Genomic DNA, 18,506 nt, shown 5'->3' on the forward strand with positions numbered 1-18,506 from the left:
CTCACCGCCGGCCCGACCAGGCGGGGGCGGCGGTGTGCGCCCGGCCATCAGCCCGGCGGCCAGGCCAGCGGGCGGCCGCCGATCACATGCAGGTGCAGGTGGAACACGGTCTGGCCGGCCTCGGCGCCGCTGTTGATCACCGTGCGCCAGCTCTCGAGCCCCTCCAGCCGGGCCACCTTGGCCGCCACCAGCAGCAGGTGGCCCAGCAGGGCCTGGTGCTCGGGGGTGGCCTCGCCGAGCTGGGCGATCGGCTCGCGGGGAATCACCAGCACGTGCACCGGCGCCTGGGGGTTCACATCCCGGAAGGCGAGGCAGAGGTCGTCGGCGTAGACCTCCTGGCAGGGAATCTCGCCGCGCAGGATGCGGCCGAAGATGGTGTCGCTGCTGGCCATGGGACGCCGCGAAGTGGTCGGGAGGTGGCACTGAACGGGCAGTGGGCTCCGAAGGGATGTTGGCACGGTGCAGCAGCGGGGCCCTGCGGGGCGTGGAGGCCCTGCCGGTGACGGTGGAGGTGGACATCGCCCCGGGGCTGCCGGGGCTGCGGGTGGTCGGCCTGGCGGATGCGGCGGCCCAGGAGTCGCGGGAGCGGGTGCGGGGGGCCCTGCGCAACGGCGGCCTGCGGGTGCCCCTCACCCGGGTGGTGGTGAACCTGGCCCCCGCCGACCTGCCCAAGGCGGGCCCCGGCTTCGATCTGCCCATCGCCCTGGGGCTGCTGGTGGCCAGCCAGCAGCTGGCCGCCGCCCAGGTGGAGGGGATCTGGAGTGCGGGGGAGCTCGGCCTCGACGGCCGGCTGCGGCCGATCCGGGGGGTGCTGGCCCTGGCCCTGGCGGCGCGGCGACACGGGGCCCGGGCCCTGGTGGTGCCGGCGGCCAACGCCACCGAGGCGGCCCTGGTGGAGGGGCTGCCCGTCTGGGGGGCCGACCATCTGGGGGAGGTGGTGGCCCTGCTGCGGGATCCTGGCTCCGCGGCGGCGCCCGCGGCGGCGGTGCCACCGGAGCCGCCGCTGACCGCTCCCGATCTGGCCGAGGTGCGGGGCCAGGCCCACGGCCGGCGGGCCCTGGAGATCGCCGCCGCCGGCGGCCACCACCTGCTCCTGGTGGGGGCGCCCGGCAGCGGCAAGACGATGCTGGCCCGGCGGCTGCCGACGCTGCTGCCCCCGCTGGCGCACCAGGAGGCCCTGGAGGTCACCCAGCTCCACTCCCTGGCCGGGCTGCTGGGGGAGGGGGCCGGCCTGCGGCGCCAGCGCCCCTTCCGCAGCCCCCACCACGGCTGCTCCGCCGCCGCCCTGATCGGTGGCGGCGCCGTGCCCCGGCCGGGGGAGCTGAGCCTGGCCCACCACGGCGTCCTGTTCCTCGACGAGCTGGCGGAGTTCCGCCGGGAGGTGCTCGACCAGCTGCGCCAGCCCCTGGAGGAGGGCGAGCTGTGGATCAGCCGCGCCCGGCAGCGCTGCCGCTTCCCCAGCCGCGTGCTGCTGGTGGCGGCCACCAACCCCTGCCCCTGCGGCTGGTACGGCGACCCCAGCCAGAGCTGCCGCTGCGGTGAGGCCCAGCGGCGCCGTCACTGGGGGCGCCTCTCCGGGCCCCTGCTCGACCGGATCGACCTGCAGGTGGTGATGCGCCGCCCGGAGGCCCGGGACCTGGGCGGGGCCTACCGGGAGGCCCCGCAGCAGGGGGCCCCTGGCGGCGAAGCCAGTGCTGTGGTGGCGCAACGGGTGGCGGCGGCGCGCCGGCGGATGGGCGAGCGCAACCCGCAGGGGGCGGCCAACGGCCAGCTGGATGGGCCCTCCCTGGCCGCCGTGGTGGATCCGGCGCCGGAGGCCCTGGCGCTGTGGGAGCGCGCCATCAACCAGCGTCGCCTCTCCGCCAGGGGGGCGGAGCGGGTGCTGCGGGTGGCCCGCACGATCGCCGATCTGGCCGGCGAGGAGCAGGTGGCCAGCGGCGCCATCGCCGAGGCCCTCAGCTACCGCTCCTTCGACCGGATTGACTGAGGGGCCGGATCAACGGAGTGAGTGGCTCGGCCGTAACGAAAGGGCCCTCAGCGGCGCCGGCGTCGCTGGGGGCTGTCGCTGTAGGGCTGCACCCCGATCAGGGGGGGCCGGTGCTGGGCTTCCTCACCGGGGTTTCCCCAGGCGTGGTTGATGGTTTCGGCCAACCAGTGGCCGAAACGCTCAAGCGTTGAGGCAGACCTTGCGTGGCCTGCGGTGGAGGCGACCGGATGGCCCATGGACCCTGCTGCGATGGCCCCTCCAGCCTGGAGGCGGGCGGAGGTCAGGGCAACAGGTACAAGCACCTGAAACGGTGCCCCCAGCAAGGCCAGGCTCAGCGGCGACGGCGGCGCTGCTGGGCCTTGCGCTTGTACTTCTCGGTGGGGGTTTCGTGGTGGCGCAGCCGCTTCAGATCGGCAAAGATGCCCGCCTTGGACACCTGGCGCTTGAAGCGGCGCAGAGCCGATTCGATGCCTTCGTTTTCGCCGACGGTGACCTGGGTCATGAAGTACTGCTGAGACGTTCGCAGCGTTGCACCCTAGCAAGCGGGGCTTCGGGCCCCCGCCTCAGAGCTTGGTGGCGGGGATGGCCGGCGGAGCCACGGGCTGCTGGGCGGCAGCGGGAGCCGGCTCCGTCGCGGGGGCGACGGCCGTGGGGCGGGTCGAGGGAATCACCCGGCGCCCGGCGGCGGCGGGCTTGGTGCTGGGGACTGACGCGGCAGGCCGGCTGGTCGGGGCGGCGGCGGCAGGCGCCGGCGTGCCCGTGGCGGCGGCGGGCTGGGCCGGCAGGGCGGGAGTGCTCGTGGCGGGCTGGGTGGCGGTGGCCGCCGTTCCCGGCCAGCTGTCGGCATAGACGTACAGGTGGCCGAGGTTGCGGCCGCCGAACTGGCGCCGCATCAGCCGCCAGCCGGGCTCCAGGTGGAGCTTGAGGAAGCCGGGCGCACTGCCCCGGGTGCGGGCCACCACCATCTCAGGGCCGGCCCCGGCCTTGGTGGGGAAGGCCAGCAGCAGCATGTCGCCGCCGCTGCGGGTGACCATCAGCCGGTAGGAGGTGGCCAGGTCCTGGCCGCCCACCCGCACCGAGTAGCCGTTGGCGTCGATGTAGCGGTTGCAGATGCCGGTGAAGTCGAAGGTGGCCAGCAGGGGGTTCACCGGGGACGGCAGGCCCGCGCCCACCTCGAAGCAGGGGCGCACCGGCTTGAGCTGCTCGTAGATGTTGAGCTGGGCCTTCTCGCCCCGGGAGCCGATGGGGGCCGCCACCATCAGGAAGTTCTGCTGGTCCACCTCGGCGGCGGCGAACAGGGCGGAAGCGCGGACCGGAGCGGGGCCCGCGGTGGCCAGGGTGGTCGCCAGCGCCGTCAAGGCCGCCAGGCCTGCGCGGGGAAGCACGGGGAGGGTCACGACGTTCATCGAAGCGGCCTGAATCGTATGAACGGCAACCACCGGAAACCAGCCCATGTGTCCCAATCGGCCGGCCGGTTGTCGGGCCGGCCGGGGGGTCGCAGCGGGACCGCAGCGTGCTCAGGCGGGCTTGTTGATCCGGATCGCCACCAGCAGGGCCAGCACCGTGCCCGGCAGGCTGCCCGCCAGGATCCAGCGGGTGGCCTGGACGCCCAGATCAGGGTCGCCGTAGGAGAGCTCGAAGATCGAGCCGGTGGCGGCGATGCCGAGCAGGCAGGCCAGGCCGAGGAAGAGGCCGGCCAGGGGTTTCATCGGCATGGGATCAGCGGATCGACTGGACGTCGGAGCGGCGGAAGCCCTGCTGCTGCAGGCCCTCGTTGAGGCTGAGCTCGTCGGTGACCCGATCGACGAACAGCACGCCGTTGAGATGGTCCATCTCGTGCTGGATGCAGCGGGCCAGCAGGCCGTCGGCCTTGAGGCGGCGGGGGCGGCCCGTCTCGTCGCGGAAGCTCACCTCCACCACCGACGGACGCACCACATCGAGGTAGACCCCGGGGATGCTGAGGCAGCCCTCCTCGTAGGTGTTGAAGGAGGCCCCGGCGGCGGTGATCTCCGGGTTGATCAGCACCAGTGGCGGGGTGGCGGCCTCCTCCAGATCCAGGTCGATCACGAGCAGCTGGCGATGCACGCCCACCTGCGGCGCCGCCAGGCCGATGCCCTTGGCGGTGTACATGCTGCGCAGCATGTCGCGGGCCAGATCCCGGATCGAGGCATCCACCTTGCTGATCCGCCGGGCCGGGGCCCGCAGCTCCTTCGAGCCCAGCTTGTGAATCTCCAGCGGTGGCCGCTCCACCGGCACCTTCGGCACCAGCACGGAGTTGCCGCCCTGTTCGGCCGACCGTGCCATCTGGGCGAAGCTGCGGGCCAAGTCGTCACCTGAAACGATGGCTGGATTCTAGAAGCAGCCTGCGGAGGACTCGGTGGGGGCGCAGCCATGGCGGGACACGGGGCCCTTGCCCGCCGAGCTGGCGGTCGGCCGGACGGCCGGTGTCGCCGAACCGCGGCTGGAGGGGGGGCGCCTGTTCTGGCTGGAGCAGCGACCCGAGGAGCGGGGCCGCACCACCCTGATGGGGCGAGGCGGGGCCGGCGACGCGGCCGTGGACCTGACCCCGGGGACCTGGAACCTGCGCACCCGGGTGCATGAATACGGTGGCGGCGCCTATGCGGTGGCAGGCGATCAGGTCGTGTTCGTCGACGACGGCGACCGCTGCCTCTGGCGGCTCGACCTGGCCGGCCCCAAATCAACGACGGCCGCAGGCGCACCCCGGCGGCTCACCGCCCCGCCCGACCCGGAGCGGCCGCGGGCCTTCGCCGATGGCCTGATCGACCGGCGGCACCGGCGCTGGATCGGCGTGATGGAGCAGGACGGCCTCGACCGGCTGGTGGCCGTGCCCCTGGCGGGCGGTGAACCGGAGCTGCTGCACCAGCCGGCCGACTTCTGCGGCTACGCGGTGCTGGCGCCGGACGGCGGCCACCTGGCCTGGGTGAGCTGGGAGCAGCCGTTCATGCCCTGGGAGCGCAGCCAGCTCTGGCTCGCGGCCATCGATGCGGCCGGGCAGCTGGGCCAGGCCCGGCCCATCGCCGGCTCGGCGGCCGGGGATCCCCAGGGGATTTCGGTGTTCCAGCCCCTCTGGCTCGACGACGGCTCCCTGGTGGTGGCCAACGACCGCAGCGGCTGGTGGAACCTGGAACAGCTGGCGGACGTGGCCGCCCTGGGGCCGGACACCCCGCCCCGCTGGCAGCCGCTGTGTCCCATGGAAGCGGAATTCGGCACGCCGCAGTGGGTCTATGGCCTGCGCACCACGGCCTGGGACGGCACGCGGCTGCTGGCGGCGGTCTGCCGCCAGGGGCGCTGGGAACTGGGCCGGCTGGGCCTCGACGGCGGCCCCTGGGAGCCGATCCCCCTGCCCTTCAGCGACCTGGCGGCCCTGGGCGCCGAAGCGGGCCGACTGGTGGCGGTGGCCGCCGCCCCCGCCATCGGCCCGGGACTGCTGGAGCTGGACACGGCCAGCGGCACCTGGGTGCACACGCCGGCCGCCCCGGCGCCGCTGGCGGCCGGGGCGATCAGCCTCCCCGAACCCCTCTGGTTCGATGGCCACGGCGGGGCGCCCACCCAGGCCTGGTACTACCCGCCCCGGGGCGGCAGCCGGGCCGATGCCCCCCTGCTGGTGAAGGGCCACAGCGGCCCCACCGCCATGGCCGGCACGGGGCTCAACCTGACCATCCAGTTCTGGACCAGCCGCGGCTGGGGCGTGGTGGACGTCAACTACGGCGGCTCAACCGGCTTCGGGCGGGCCTACCGCGAGCGGCTCGACGGCCAGTGGGGCGTGGTGGACGTGGCCGACTGCGCCGCCGCCGCCAGGGCCGTGGTGGCGGCTGGCCGGGCCGACCCTGCCCGAGTGGCCTTCGAGGGCGGCAGTGCCGGGGGCTTCACGGTGCTGGCGGCCCTGTGCTTCACCGACGTGTTCACGGCGGGCGCCGTCCGCTACCCGGTGACCGATCCGCAGGCCCTGCTGGCCGTGGAGCATCGCTTCGAAGCCCGCTACACCGAGACCCTGATCGGCCCCTGGCCCGGGGCCCGGGCCCTCTACGAGGAGCGCTCGCCGCTGGGGCATGCGGAGCGGATCACGGCGCCGGTGGTGTTCTTCCATGGCCTCGACGACCGGGTGGTGCCGGCCAGTCAGAGTGAGCGGATGGTGGATGCCCTGCAACGACGCGGACTGGAGACGGAACTGCACCTGATTCCCGGGGAGGGCCACGGCTTCCGTGAGCGCGGTGTGCGCACCGCGGTGCTCGAGGCCAGCGAAGCCTTCTTCCGCCGCCAGTTCCACCTGTGATCGCATCGCTGGTGCCGGGGGTGGTGGATCGGGTGGAGTGGCTGGCGCTGGCCCTGGCCGCCCTCACCGTGCTGCTGCTGATCGGCGCGGGCATCGGCGGGCTGCTGGGCATGAAGCGCTGGGGACTGCCGGAGGCCCTGCTGGCGGGCGGCCTGGGGCTGGTGGTGGCCCCGGCCGGGCTGCTGCCCCTGCTGCCCCAGCGGGTGATCGACCTCTGGGACCAGCTGCCCCTGCCCCTGCTGACCCTGGTGTTCGCCACCCTGCTGCTGGGCAAGCCGCTGCCGAAGCTGGGGGGCCTGTGGCGCCCGCTCTCGGCCCAGGTGCTGCTGGCCCTGACCCTGGCCTTCGGCCAGTTCCTGGTGGCGGGGCTGGCGGTGCTGCTGGTGCTGCAGCCCTGGCTGGGGGTGAGCCCGGTGATGGCCTGCCTGATCGAGGTGGCCTATGAGGGTGGCCACGGCTCGGCCGCCGCCATGGGGCCCACCTATGAGCGGCTGGGGCTGGAGGGGGCCCAGGCCCTAGGGCTGGCCATGGCCACCGTCGGGCTGCTGGTGTCCACGGTGGTGGGCGGCCTGCTGGTGGTGCTGGCCCGGGCCCGGGGCTGGCTGATGTTCCCCGACGCGCTACCGATCGAGGAAGCGATGGCGATCGTCGAAGGGGAGACCCCGCCGCTGCAGGAGGTGCCCATGGATCTGCCCCTGGAGGCGGGCACCGTGGAGGTGCCGGCCCTGTGGCGGCAGCTGGCCGACTGGGCCGTGAACCTGGGCCTGGCGGGGGTGGCGGTGCTGTTCGGCTGCGGGGCGCTGGCGGCCCTGCGGTTCGTTGCCGACGCCAGCGGCGGGGTCTTCGCCCTGGTGATCGATGCCCTGCCCGTGTTCCCCCTGGCCCTGGTGGGCTCCCTGCTGGTGCGCCTGATCCTGGAGAAGAGCGGCCAGACCCAGTGGGTCTCCACAGCCATCCAGGGGCGGACCGGCACCCTTTCGGCCGATCTGCTGATCACCGCCGCCACCGCCTGCCTGGACCTGAGCCTGCTGGCCCACGACTGGATTCCCCTGACGGTGCTGGCGGTGGTGGGCCTGCTCTGGAACCTGGGGGTGATCCTGCTGCTGGCACCGCGGATCCTGCCGAGCGACTGGTTCGAGCGGGCGATCATCGAATTCGGCCAGGCCACCGGGGTGGCCGCCAGCGGCCTGCTGCTGCTGCGCATGGCCGACCCGGGCGACCGCAGCCAGGCGGTGACGGCGTTCTCAATCAAGCAGCTGCTGCTGCAGCCCCTGCTGGCCGGGGGCGTGATCACCGTGGTGGCGCCGCTGGTGGTGGATGGCTGGGGCCTGCCGGCCTGGACCGGCCTCTGCCTCGGCCTGGTGGTGCTCTGGAGCGGGCTGGGCCTGTGGCTGGCGGCGCGCGCCCGGGCGGCCGCCTAGCGAACCGTCGCGCCGATAGGCGCGCTCACCTGACCATCGCCGCCACGTTGCCGCCATCGACGGTGAGCACGGCGCCGGTGGTGCGCTCCATGCGGGCCAGGGCCACAAAGGCGTCGGCCACATCGCTGGCGCGCACCTCGGCCCCCAGCAGGTTGCCGGCCATGTAGAGCTCCTCGCTGAGGCCGCGGGCGGCGGAGCGCTCCTTGATCATCGTGTCGTCGAGCAGGCCGGAGCGAATGCGGTCGGCGTTGATGGCGTTCACCCGCACGGCGGCCTCCCCTTCCTCGAGGGCGTACTGGCGCACCAGGGCCAGCAGGGCCGCCTTGCTGATGCCGTAGGCGCCGAAGTTGGGGCCGGGGTTGAGGGCCTGCTTGCTGACGTTGAACAGCAGCTGGCCCCCCAGCACCGGGCGGCCGCCGCCCTCGGGGAGGTCCTGGGCGCGGAACACCGCCAGGGCCGCCTGGGCCACGTGCTGATGGGCGAAGAAGTTGAGCTCGAAGCTGGCCCGCAGGTCGGCGTCGGCCAGGGTGGCCATCGGACCGGTCCAGGCGGCACCGGCATTGCTCACCACGATGTCGAGCCCGCCGAAGTGGGCCGCCACCGCCGCGACGGCGGCCTGCACCGCCGCCGGGTCGGTGACATCGCAGGCTGCACCGAGGGCCCGCTTGCCGCAGGAGGCCGCCACCGCTTCGGCCGCCTCCCGGTCGAGATCGAGCACGGCCACCTCGGCGCCGGCGGCGGCGAAGGCCCGGGCGGTGGCGGCACCGATGGCGCCGGCGCCGCCGGTGACCAGCACCACCTGGCGGGCCAGGGGCTTCTCGGCCGCCTTGCCGAGCTTGGCCTGCTCCAGGCTCCAGTACTCCATGGCGAAGGTGTCGGCCTCGCCCACGGGCGCGAAGCGGCCGATGGCCTCGGCCGCCAGCAGGGTCTGGGCCCAGGCCTCGGCGATGTCGGCCACGGTGGCCGCCTCGGCGGCCGACTTGCCGATGCCCACCAGCCCCAGGCCCGGGATCGCCGCCACCCGCGGCAGGGGATCGAGCGGCTTCTTGACGCCCCCGGCGGCGGCGTTCTGGCGCTGGAAGTAGGCGCGGTACTCGGCCGCGTAGGCCTCCAGGGCCTGCTCAAGGGAGCGGCCCCAGGCGGCCAGGGCCGGGCCGTCGCCACCGGACGGCAGGGGCGGCAGCACCAGGGGCCGGGCCTTGGTGCGGATCACGTGGTCGGGGGTGGCGACGCCGCGGCCGGCCCAGTCCGGCAGTCGGGCGTCGTCGCTGATGGCGCGGGCCAGGGGGGTGTCGCGCAGCGCCAGGATCCAGTGGGGACGGACGCCGGCGGCGACGGCGGCCCGGCCCAGGGCGCCCCGCAGCACCGGCAGCACCGCCGCCGCGGCAGCGGGGCGCTCCGGCACGGCCACGGCGTGCAGCGAGCGCTCGCCCCGGGCCAGGCGCTCCTCGGCCCGCCGCACCAGGTCGATCATCCGGTCGTAGCTCTGCTCGGCCGTCGCCCCGAAGGAGAACAGGCCGTGCTGCAGCAGCACCATGCCCTCCGGTTCGCTGCCGCCGGCCGCCGCGGCCTCATAGGCAAGGGCCGCCGCCTTGGCCAGGGCGAAACCGGGCATCACGTAGGGCACCAGGGCCACCCGATCGCCGTAGACCTCGCGGCACACCTCGGCCGCATCGGGCTGGTCGGCCAGGGCCAGCAGGGCGATCGAGTGGGTGTGGTCGACGAAGGTGTGGGGCAGGAAGGCGTGCAGCAGCGCCTCCACCGAGGGGTTGGGGGCGGCCGGATCGATCAGGTTCTGGCGCTGGGCCGCCACCATCGCCTCATCGCTGAGGGACTCCAGGACCCGCAGGCCCTGCAGGGGCTCCAGCCGCACCGCCGGATGGCCCGGTGGCTCGATCGTGCCCAGGTCCCAGCCCGATCCCTTGACGCACAGCACCCGGATCGGCTCGCCCAGCAGCCCGTGCACGGTGGTCTTGACCGAGGTGTTGCCGCCGCCGTGCAGCACCAGCTCGGGGTCGGCCCCCAGCAGCCGGGCCGAGTAGGTGCGCAGGGCCAGGTCTTCGTTCACCCCCTGGTCGCCGTAGCGGGCGATCGCCTCGCGGGCGGCGGCATCCGACCAGCGATGTTGCACGGCCATGGGGCGAAACGGGGACTCTGGGGGGAGACTACGGGGAGCGATCCTCCAGGGGCTGCCCGTGTCCATCCGCTGCCGCCGCCGCTGCCGCCGCGAGGTCTTGAAGCCGTGGGCCGGCGGCGCCTTGCTGCCCCTGATGCTGGCCATTGGGGTGACGGTGGGGGTCGGGGTGGCGGCCCCCGCCTCAGCCCAGGCGATCCCCCCCCAGATCCCCCGCGACGGCTGGAAGGACTGCGAGTACAACGACAAGCCCCTGGCCTGCGTCGATGAGCAGATCCCCGGCGGCCTGAAGATCCGCTGGAAGGACGGCCAGTCCATGACCTACCGGGCGGTGTCCGGCAAGGGCAAGGACGCCAGCGGCAGCGACCTGCTGCGCGATCGGCTGGGGGGACTCTGGCGCCGGGAGCTCTTCGTCCAGGGCAACATCACCCTCACCAATGACGCCAACGGCAACCGGATCTTCGTGCCGCTGCGCTTCCCCTGCAAACCGCCCCTGAAGGGAGAAGTGGGCTACTGCCGCTACTGACCCCGCCCGCCATGAGAGCGATTCACGCCACCCCGGCCCTGGTGGACACCGAGTTGCCGGAGCCCGTCCCCGGCCCCCACGACCTGCTGGTGCGGATCGAGGCGGTGGCGGTGAACCCGATCGACACCAAGCTGCGGGCCGCCGTGGGCGAAGGAGATCCCCCCCGGCAGCTGGGCTGGGACGCCGCCGGGGTGGTGGCGGCGACCGGGGAGCAGGTGAGCCGCTTCCGGGTGGGGGATGGGGTGATGTTCGCCGGCGATGCGGGACGGGCCGGCTGCAACGCCGAGGCCGTGCTGGTGGACGAGCGGCTGGTGGGCCGCAGACCGTCCCGGCTCTCCTGGGCCGAGGCGGCCAGCGTGCCGCTGACGGGGCTGACGGCGTGGGAGGCCCTGTTCGAGCGGCTCGACCTTGATCCAGCCGGTGGCACTGGGCGGGGCCGCAGCCTGCTAATCCTCGGCGGCGCCGGCGGGGTGGGCTCGATCGCCATCCAGCTGGCCCGGCGGGCCGGGGCGGTCGTGATCGCCAGCGCCTCGCGGCCGCAGAGTGCCGCCTGGGTGAGGGAGCTGGGGGCCGACCACGTCGTCGACCACCACCGACCCCTGGCCCCCCAGCTGGCTGCCCTGGGCTACGAGGCGGTGGATCGGATCGCCAACTTCAGCGACACCGACGCCTACTGGGAGGTGATGGCCGAGCTCATCGCCCCGCTGGGGTCGATCGTGGCGATCGTGGGCAACCGCCAGCCCCTCGACCTCAATCGGCTCAAGGCCAAGAGCGTGACCTTCGCCTGGGAGTTCATGTTCAGCCGCTCCCAGTTCCAGACCGCCGACATGGGGCGGCAGGGGGAGATCCTCGACTGGCTCGCCGCGCTGTTCGAGGCGGGCGAACTGCGCCCCACCCTGGGCCGCACCCTGAGCCCCATCAACGCCGCCAACCTGGGGATCGCCCACGCCCAGCTCGCCTCCGGCCGCACGATCGGCAAGATCGCCCTGGTGGGCTGGGACTAGGCCAGCCGGGCCACCAGCACCCGGTGGCGGGGGTCGCAGGCCTGGCGGCGCACGTCGCGGAAGCCGGCCTGCTCCAGGGTCCTGGGCAGATCGAGGCTGAAGTAGTCGGCCAGGTAGGGCTCGGTGCTCTTGAGCAGGGTGGCGATCGGCGCCGGCAGGCGGCGGATCACGGCCGAATCCGGGTCCTGATCCACCAGGGCCACCACCCCGCCGGGCCGCAGGAGGCGGGCCGCCTCCCGCAGCACCGCCCGGGTGGCCTCCATGGGCAGCTCATGGCACACGAACTGGAGGGTGATCAGGTCGACGCTGGCCGCGGGCAGGCCGGTGGCTTCGGCGGCGGCGTGGTGCCAGCGGCGGATACGCCCCCCGGAGTCGCGGACCCTGGCCACCGCCAGCATCTGGGGGGAGAGGTCGAGGCCGTCGACGGCGACGCCTGTGCCCTCACGCCGCTCCAGCCAGTCCTTGAGGGCCAGGGTGCCGACGCCCACCGAGCAGCCGATGTCGAGGGCGTTGCGCACCGGGCCGGTGAGGCTGGGCTCGATCGCGGCGAAGATCGCGTCCCTCAACCGCCGCTGGGCGTCCTGGGGCTCCAGGGTTTCCCCCGGCCACACCCGCAGGGCCATGGCATCGGTGGCCTGCTCCGCCTCACCGGCCGCCTGCCAGCAGAGGTTGCCTTCCTGGTAGGCGTGGAAGCGGGCCCGGTAGTAGGCCGGCGTGGCGGTGGCCGCATCGGTGCTGCTGGCCAGCAGCGGCTCGGCCTGGCGCACCAGCTCCTCGCGCCGGGCCCGCCAGGCGATGCCGCGACGCTCGGCGGTGCGGATGATCAGCTGGCGGGCCTGCAGGAACAGCAGCCGCCGCAGGGGCTCGACCGCCAGCAGCCGGTCGATCAGCCAGCCGAGGGGATGGCGCGAGGCCACCCAGTTGGGGGGCGGGGCGGCGGCGGTCAGGGCCGGAGCGGCGGGCTGGGCCTGGGCCATGGACGGCGAAGGGGCGGCGACTCAGTCTGACGGGGCTGCGGGGCCCGGTGCCGGGCGCAACCGCAGCGAGGCGGCGAAGCCCGCCAGGGCCACCGCCAGCCAGATCCAGCCGTGCAGGCTGAAGCTCATCACCCCGCCCAGGAAGGCATTGACGTTGCACCCCGAGGCCAGCACCCCGCCGTAGCCCATCAGCAGGCCGCCGAAGCCACGCCGGACCAGGTCCGGCAGGGGCTCGGACCGCTCACCGCGCCAGCGGAAACGGCCCTCGGCCAGGGCGGTGGCGACGGCGCCGTAGAGCAGGCCCAGATCGACGAGCACGGACTCGTTGAACAGCCAGGCGTCCGGCCCCGCCAGCAGGGCCTGGCCCCGGGGACTCCCCCAGAACAGGCTGCTGCCTGGATCCCAGCCCAGGGCCTGGGCGGCGTGGGCGCCACTGAGGGCCAGGCCCCAGAGCACCTTCCAGGGCTCGGCAGTCACCAGCAGCAGGCCCGTGGCCAGCAGGGCGACGGCGATGGCGCCGCCGTAGAGCCGGCGGCTGGGGGAGCGCCAGGGGACCTGGCCGCTCCAGCGCGTCAGCAGCACAACGATCAGGGCGATGAAGGCGAGCTGCAGGGTCAGGGCTCCCAGCAGGCCGAACAGCTCCAGGCCGACCGGGGAGGCCAGGCGCGGCAGGGGCAGGGCCGCCAGCTGCGGGGCGTGCAGGGTGCCGAGGAAGGCGCCGACGATCAGGCCGATCAGGGCGGCCAGCACGCCGCCGCCGCCGCGGGAGGCGGCCGCCAAGGTGCCGCAGCCGCAGGCCCGGGCCCGCTCCATGCCGATGCCGAACAGAAAGGCCCCGGCCAGGAAGGGCAGGGAGAGGGGGGTGGCCAGCAGCTTCGGCTGCAGGCCGGTGAGGGGCTCGGCGGTGAGCACCAGGGCCATGGCGATCACCAACAGCGCCGCCAGAAGCAGCTGGGCGAAGACCGGGTGGGGATCCCGCCGCTGGATCAGCCGGCGATAGCCGGAGGCGAAACCGAAGCCGGAGCGGACCAGGACGTGGCCGAGGCCGCAGCCCAGACCCCAGACCAGGGCCGAGGCAGGCTTCCGGGCCGCCAGGGCGGCGGCCACCGCCACGGCGAGGGCCACGGCGAGTGCGGCAGATGGGAAGCGCCTCAACGCTTCTTGGCTTTGGCTTGGGATGGGGACTCGCTGCCGGTGTCACAGGCGAGGGCTGCGGCAGGTGGGAGCAGCAGCACCAGCAGCACGCCGGCCAGGGGGAAGAGCCGGGTGGCCTGGCGAAGGAGGGGCATGGACATGGAGAAACGGGGTGGAACTGGAGGGGGGGATCAGCGGCTGCTCACCAGGGCCGGGCTGCCTTCCGGCCCAACGGCGATCGGCAAATTGGAGGCACTGTATTCGGTCCAGGAGCCCTCATAGATCCGCACGTTGGGGTACTTGAGGAGGTGCCGGAGGGTGAGGAACTGGAGGCTGGCCTCCCGGCCGGTGCTGCAGGAAATGATGATTTCCTTGTCGGGGGTGATACCGCGGCTGACAAGCAGGGCCCGGATCTCTTCGAGGGACTTCAGCTTGTGGGCGTTCTTCTTGGCTTCATCGGCGTTGTTCGCTTCGGTGAACGCCTGCCAGGGGATGTTCCTGGCCCCGGGGATGTGGCCGTTGCGGATGAAGGTCTGGTCGGTGCCCTCGAACTGGGCCTTGGGACGCGGGTCGATGATCACCACGTCCTTGCGGCCGATCCGGGGCTCCAGCTCCTTGAGGGTGATGGCCAGTCCCTTGACCGTGGTGGGCCGGAAGCTGCCGGCCTGGAAGGTGGGGAACGCCTTGGTGGTGCTCTGGCCGGCCGCCTTGTAGCCGCTGAGGCCCCCATCGACGATCGCGACCTGACGCACGCCGCTCTTCTCGAGGATGTAGGAGACGAGGGCGGTGCCGAGCACGTCGTTGCCGTCGGAATAGACGAGCACCGAATCCCGGTTGGAGATGCCCGCCTCGCTCAGGAGGCTGGCGAGCTTGGTGGGACCCCAGATCTGGAAGGGCAGGCGGCCGTTGGGGCCACGGAAGGCCTGCTCGGAGAGGTGCACGGCGCCGGGCACGTGGCCACCGATGTAGGAGAGCGGCGGCACCGGGCGAACATCCAGCACCTTCCAGCGGCCCGAGCGGGCGGCGTCGGCCGCCTGCTCGGGGGAGAACACCTGGAAGTTCGTGCCCCCCGCGGCCAGGGTGGTGACAGCGGCGCTGGCCTGGGCGGGAGCGGCGGCCTGGGCCTGGGTGGCGGGGGAGCTGCCGATGCCGAGCGTGGTGGCGGTGGTGATGGCGGCGGCGGCACCGAGCGCGGCGGACACCAGCAGACGCCGGGAGAGGCGGAGCCTGGAGTGGCGGACCCTGGAGAACGACATTGAACACAAAAGTGATCGATGAACCGATCTTAGAAGATCGGCGGGCGCCTCTGGTTGTGGGGATAGCAACAGTGGGGCGCTCCTGGTATTCCGGGTTACCTTTCCTTCCATCCCGCCACCGAACCATGCCCTGGCGTCCCCGCCTGCTGGCCCTCTCCACCTCCCTGCTGGTGGGGGCCGGCGCCCTGGTCGGCGGGGCCGCCCTGGCCACCCCGGCCGGATCGCTGCTCAAGGGCCTGGCGCTGCCGCTGCCCAAGCCGGCGGCCAGCCTGTTCGCCGCCAACGCCATCGGCCAGACCAGCCTCAACACCCAGCTGCCCGGCAAGCCGGACGAGCTGCTCGCCAAGGTGAAGGCGTCCCTGGCCAAGCAGGGCTACAGCGAGCGCAAGATCAACACCGTGGTGGGCCCGTGGGGCTTCAACCTGGTGCTCGATCCCCCGGCGGGCACCAAGGTGGACGGCACCGCCGACGGCAAGGCCGCCGCCCTGGTGCTGCAGGCCACCGCCATCGGCCCCAACCAGCTCAACCTCAACGTCCGCTTCGAAGGGCTCTGAGGGGTCACGGACCCGAGTCACCCCACGGACAGCACCCCGGCCCCCAGCTGGTGGGCCCGCCACTGGAAGTGGCTGGTGCCGGCCGGCTGCCTCACCGGGCTGGTGGGCGTGGCGGGCTTCATCGCCCTGATCGTCAGCCTCGTGTTCGGGCTGCTCAAGTCGACCACGCCCTACAAGGAGGCTCTGGCCAAGGCCCAGCGGGATCCGGTGGTGATCGGCCGGCTGGGCACACCGATCCAGGGGGGCTTCCTCGTCACCGGCAATGTCAGCCTCTCCGGTGGCACGGGGGAGGCCCAGCTGGCCATTCCCCTGCAGGGGCCGAGGGGCGGTGGCACCCTCTACGTGGAGGCCCGCCAGAAAGCCGGCACCTGGACCTACTCCACCCTGACGGTCCGGCCGGATGGGCCCGGCGAACCCATCAGCCTGCTGCGGCCCTCGCTCTGAATCAAGCGGCGGCGTAGAGGGCCTGGAGGCCCGCCTCGCTGGCCGGTGCCACGCCCCGCTCGGTGATCAGGGCCGTCACCAGCCGGGCGGGGGTGACATCAAAGGCGGGGTTGAAGCCGTCGCTGCCGTCGGGCACCAGCTGCACGCTGGTGGGCTCCCCGGCCGCGGGCTTGCCGGCGATGCGGGTCACCTCCAGGGGGGAGCGGGCCTCGATCGGGATCTCCTTCACCCCGTCGCCGATCGACCAATCAATGGTGGAGGCGGGCAGGGCCACGTAGAAGGGCACGCCGTTGTCGTGGGCGGCCAGGGCCTTGAGGTAGGTGCCGATCTTGTTGCAGACATCGCCCGTGCGGGTGGTGCGGTCGGTGCCGACGATCACCGCATCCACCTGGCCGTGCTGCATCAGGTGGCCGCCGGCGTTGTCGACGATCACGGTGTGGGGCACCCCCTCTCGCCCCAGCTCGAAGGCCGTCAGGCTGGCCCCCTGGTTGCGGGGGCGGGTCTCATCGACCCAGACGTGGATCGGCAGGCCGGAGCGGTGCGCCTTGTAGATCGGCGCCAGGGCCGTGCCCCAGTCGACCGTGGCCAGCCAGCCGGCATTGCAGTGGGTGAGCACGTTCAGGGGCTGGCCGCGGCGCTCCTCGGGGCGCCGGGCGGCGATCTCCTGAAAGAGGCGCAGGCCGTGGTCGCCGATCGCCTCGCACATGGCCACGTCCTCCTCGGCGATGGCGGCCGCCTCGGCCCTGGCCGCCTCGGCGCGCTGCTCCGGTTCCAGGGGCAGCACGGCGGCCCGCACCCGCTCCAGGGCCCAGCGCAGGTTGATGGCGGTGGGGCGGGTGGCATCGAGGCGCTCGAAGGCCGCGGCCAGGGAGGCGTCGGAGGGGTCGGCCTGCAGGGCCAGCATCAGCCCGTAGGCCCCGGTGACGCCGATCAGGGGAGCCCCCCGCACCACCATGGTGACGATCGCTTCGGCCGCCTCCTCGACGCTGGTGAGCGAACGGGTGACGAAGCGGTGCGGCAGCAGGGTCTGGTCGATGACACCGACCGAGCGGCCGCCCTCCTCGAGCCAGATGGTGCGCCAGGGCCTGCCGTCGATGTTCATCGGAAAGGGGGAGTCATGGGGACGCAGGGGCCGTGGGCGCCGGCTCCGATTTTCCGCCATCACCGGGCCGGCCCAGCAGCCCACGGGTCAGGGCCCGGAAGCGGGCGGGCTCGAGATCCCCGAGGGCCTCGCCGCGGCGGCTGCGCCAGGCGTGCCAGCCCAGCAGTGGCACCAGCCGGTTGTGGCCGGCCAGATCCAGGGGGGACGCCAGGGGCGCCACCGGTCGGGGGGCCGGCAGCGGCCCGCGGCGGGCCTCCAGCAGCGTGGCGATGGCGACGAGGTCCTCGTCCCGGCCGCTGGCGCCGAGGATCTCCAGGCCCACGGGCAGGCCGCGGCCATCGACGGCCACCGGCAGGGCCACCGCCGGCAGGCCGCTGGTGCTGCTCACCATGCAGGTGATGGCGGGCGAGGGCTCGCGCTGGGCGCCACCGCGCCGATCCGGAAGCAGCAGCAGCCCATCGAGGCGCTGGGCAGCCAGGGCCTGCTCCAGCCGCTGGCGGTTGGCGGCCATCCGCCGGCGCGCCCGCGCCTCCGCCGCCGGATCGCTGGCCAACAGGTCGCGGCATTCGGCCGGGGTCCATTCCGGCGGCAGGCGGCCGGAGCCGCAGATGTCGTCCCAGCTGCGTCGGCTGCCCGGGTAGCGGGCCAGCTGGGCATCGATGCGGCGCCCCGACCCCTTGACGAAGTCCGAACCCAGCCGGGTGTCGAGCCCCGGCACCACCAGCGCCTCGACCACCTCCGCTCCCGCCGCCCGCAGCAGCTCCACCGCCTGGCGCAGGGCCGCCGCCGCCGCCTCGGTGGTGGGCGCCAGGTCCTGGTCACCGACCCGGGCCAGCACTGCCAGCCGCCGGCCGCGCAGATCCGGTGGGGCCACCGCCTGCTCGGAGCGCCAGGTGGGATCGAGCACCGCCAGGCCCCGGGCCAGGAGGCCCATGTCACGGGCGATCAGCCCCGGCGTGCCGTTGACGAAACCCAGCGGCAGCAGGCCGGCGCTGGGGAAGCGCCCCTGGGTGGGCCGCAGGGTGACGGCGCCGTTGTAGACGGCCGGCAGCCGCAGGGAACCGCAGTTGTCACTGCCGAGGGCCAGGGGCACGAAGCCGGCCGCGACGGCCACGGCGGATCCGGAGGAGGAGCCCCCCGGGCTGAGCCAGGGGTCGTAGGCGTTGCCGACCCGGCCCGCCGCCCCCGAGAGCCCGCGGATGCCGAAGGCGAACTCATCCATCGTGGTGGTGCCGACCACGATCGCCCCGGCGGCCCGCAGCCGGCCCACCGCCTCGGCGTCGGCCGCGGGCTGGTTGCCCAGCAGGGCCAGCGACCCGGCCGCCATCGGCTGGTCGGCGGTGGCGAAGTTGTCCTTCACCGCCAGCGGCAGGCAGTCGAGGGCACCGGCGGGGGCGCCCGCCGCCCGGGCGCGGTCGTGGGCGGCGGCCTGCTCGAGGGCGTAGGGGTTGAGCTGCTGGAAGGCGTTGAGGGGCGGCCCGGAGCCGGTGGCCAGGTTGCGGCCCAGGATCTCCCGCTGCACGGCGGCGATCCGGGCCACGCAAGGCGGCTCGGCCTCCCGCCCCACCGCCGGAGCCTCCGCCCATGCAGGGGAGAGCACCGCCGTCAGGGCGATGGCACACCCGATACCGCCCACATCGATCCCCTTGGGCAAGAGCCTGCCGCCCCCAGCG

At 73.8% G+C, this 18,506-nt stretch carries 19 protein-coding genes; 7 read left to right on the forward strand and 12 right to left on the reverse strand.

Translation table 11 applies throughout. From position 1 onward, the window contains the following. Positions 1-47: 47 nt before the first annotated feature. The gene (locus tag KUG39_RS11750) at positions 48-392 is read right to left on the reverse strand and encodes a histidine triad nucleotide-binding protein (protein ID WP_190612205.1); all 345 of its coding nucleotides are present in this window, start codon (positions 390-392) and stop codon (positions 48-50) included. A gap of 56 nt (positions 393-448) precedes the next feature. Here KUG39_RS11750 and KUG39_RS11755 point away from each other — a divergent pair, with 56 nt between their 5' ends. Beyond that, positions 449-1,987 (forward strand): YifB family Mg chelatase-like AAA ATPase, encoded by a 1,539-nt coding sequence (locus KUG39_RS11755; protein WP_216915228.1) that lies wholly within the window; start codon positions 449-451, stop codon positions 1,985-1,987. A 331-nt stretch (positions 1,988-2,318) separates the two neighbouring features. Here the strand turns inward: KUG39_RS11755 and rpsU are convergent, their stop codons facing one another. The 4 genes from rpsU to def all read right to left on the reverse strand — a co-directional run bounded on the left by rpsU (position 2,319) and on the right by def (position 4,312). Beyond that, positions 2,319-2,489, reverse strand: a complete 171-nt coding sequence (gene rpsU / locus KUG39_RS11760; protein ID WP_006172073.1) for a 30S ribosomal protein S21 — start codon at positions 2,487-2,489, stop codon at positions 2,319-2,321. 61 nt (positions 2,490-2,550) lie between these two features. Beyond that, the gene (locus KUG39_RS11765; protein ID WP_216915230.1) at positions 2,551-3,393 is read right to left on the reverse strand and encodes a DUF3747 domain-containing protein; all 843 of its coding nucleotides are present in this window, start codon (positions 3,391-3,393) and stop codon (positions 2,551-2,553) included. Between the two features lie 111 nt (positions 3,394-3,504). Beyond that, positions 3,505-3,702: a hypothetical protein gene (locus tag KUG39_RS11770; protein WP_015109112.1), complete on the reverse strand. Its 198-nt coding sequence runs from the start codon at positions 3,700-3,702 to the stop codon at positions 3,505-3,507. 4 nt (positions 3,703-3,706) lie between these two features. Beyond that, positions 3,707-4,312, reverse strand: a complete 606-nt coding sequence (gene def, locus KUG39_RS11775) for a peptide deformylase (RefSeq protein WP_015109113.1) — start codon at positions 4,310-4,312, stop codon at positions 3,707-3,709. 85 nt (positions 4,313-4,397) lie between these two features. Here def and KUG39_RS11780 point away from each other — a divergent pair, with 85 nt between their 5' ends. Both KUG39_RS11780 and KUG39_RS11785 read left to right on the forward strand, forming a co-directional pair. Further along, positions 4,398-6,281, forward strand: a complete 1,884-nt coding sequence (locus KUG39_RS11780; RefSeq protein WP_216915232.1) for a S9 family peptidase — start codon at positions 4,398-4,400, stop codon at positions 6,279-6,281. Further along, positions 6,278-7,702: a sodium/glutamate symporter gene (locus KUG39_RS11785; RefSeq protein WP_094586763.1), complete on the forward strand. Its 1,425-nt coding sequence runs from the start codon at positions 6,278-6,280 to the stop codon at positions 7,700-7,702. Before KUG39_RS11780 ends, KUG39_RS11785 begins: the two co-directional genes overlap by 4 nt. Positions 7,703-7,727: 25 nt before the next feature. Here KUG39_RS11785 and KUG39_RS11790 read toward each other — a convergent pair whose 3' ends face one another. After that, positions 7,728-9,839 carry a bifunctional aldolase/short-chain dehydrogenase gene (locus KUG39_RS11790; protein ID WP_216915234.1) on the reverse strand — a complete coding sequence of 704 codons (2,112 nt, stop codon included), beginning with the start codon at positions 9,837-9,839 and terminating at the stop codon, positions 7,728-7,730. 58 nt (positions 9,840-9,897) lie between these two features. On the opposite strand from KUG39_RS11790, the gene KUG39_RS11795 reads away from it, so the two are divergent. Next, entirely contained in the window at positions 9,898-10,362 is a 465-nt protein-coding gene (locus tag KUG39_RS11795; protein ID WP_353617381.1) for a hypothetical protein, read from the forward strand. A gap of 11 nt (positions 10,363-10,373) precedes the next feature. Next, positions 10,374-11,366, forward strand: a complete 993-nt coding sequence (locus KUG39_RS11800) for a zinc-binding alcohol dehydrogenase family protein (RefSeq protein ID WP_216915236.1) — start codon at positions 10,374-10,376, stop codon at positions 11,364-11,366. Here KUG39_RS11800 and KUG39_RS11805 read toward each other — a convergent pair. Genes KUG39_RS11805 through KUG39_RS11820 form a run of 4 tightly spaced genes read right to left on the reverse strand, consistent with a single transcriptional unit; the run spans position 11,363 to position 14,733 of the window. Next, the gene (locus tag KUG39_RS11805) at positions 11,363-12,343 is read right to left on the reverse strand and encodes a class I SAM-dependent methyltransferase (RefSeq protein WP_216915238.1); all 981 of its coding nucleotides are present in this window, start codon (positions 12,341-12,343) and stop codon (positions 11,363-11,365) included. The two genes, KUG39_RS11800 and KUG39_RS11805, sit on opposite strands and share 4 nt — an antisense overlap. A 21-nt stretch (positions 12,344-12,364) precedes the next feature. Further along, positions 12,365-13,468: a YeeE/YedE thiosulfate transporter family protein gene (locus KUG39_RS11810; protein ID WP_216915240.1), complete on the reverse strand. Its 1,104-nt coding sequence runs from the start codon at positions 13,466-13,468 to the stop codon at positions 12,365-12,367. Between the two features lie 26 nt (positions 13,469-13,494). Next, the gene (locus KUG39_RS11815) at positions 13,495-13,632 is read right to left on the reverse strand and encodes a hypothetical protein (RefSeq protein ID WP_216915242.1); all 138 of its coding nucleotides are present in this window, start codon (positions 13,630-13,632) and stop codon (positions 13,495-13,497) included. A gap of 36 nt (positions 13,633-13,668) precedes the next feature. Continuing rightward, positions 13,669-14,733, reverse strand: a complete 1,065-nt coding sequence (locus KUG39_RS11820) for a sulfurtransferase (protein ID WP_216915244.1) — start codon at positions 14,731-14,733, stop codon at positions 13,669-13,671. A gap of 125 nt (positions 14,734-14,858) precedes the next feature. Here KUG39_RS11820 and KUG39_RS11825 point away from each other — a divergent pair, with 125 nt between their 5' ends. Further along, on the forward strand, positions 14,859-15,287 hold the full coding sequence (locus tag KUG39_RS11825; protein ID WP_094586776.1) for a hypothetical protein: 429 nt from the start codon (positions 14,859-14,861) through the stop codon (positions 15,285-15,287). A 75-nt stretch (positions 15,288-15,362) separates the two neighbouring features. Then, positions 15,363-15,731, forward strand: a complete 369-nt coding sequence (locus KUG39_RS11830) for a cytochrome c oxidase assembly factor Coa1 family protein (protein WP_216915246.1) — start codon at positions 15,363-15,365, stop codon at positions 15,729-15,731. Between the two features lies 1 nt (position 15,732). On the opposite strand, the gene mtnA is transcribed toward KUG39_RS11830, so the two are convergent. Together mtnA and KUG39_RS11840 are read right to left on the reverse strand one after the other, a co-directional pair. Next, positions 15,733-16,833, reverse strand: coding sequence for an S-methyl-5-thioribose-1-phosphate isomerase (gene mtnA, locus KUG39_RS11835; RefSeq protein WP_216915248.1), 1,101 nt, complete (start codon positions 16,831-16,833; stop codon positions 15,733-15,735). A 13-nt stretch (positions 16,834-16,846) separates the two neighbouring features. Beyond that, positions 16,847-18,487, reverse strand: a complete 1,641-nt coding sequence (locus KUG39_RS11840; protein WP_216915250.1) for an amidase family protein — start codon at positions 18,485-18,487, stop codon at positions 16,847-16,849. Between the last annotated feature and the right edge of the window lie 19 nt (positions 18,488-18,506).

The sequence above is a fragment of the Synechococcus sp. CCAP 1479/10 genome, assembly GCF_019038515.1.
Taxonomy (GTDB): domain Bacteria; phylum Cyanobacteriota; class Cyanobacteriia; order PCC-6307; family Cyanobiaceae; genus Cyanobium.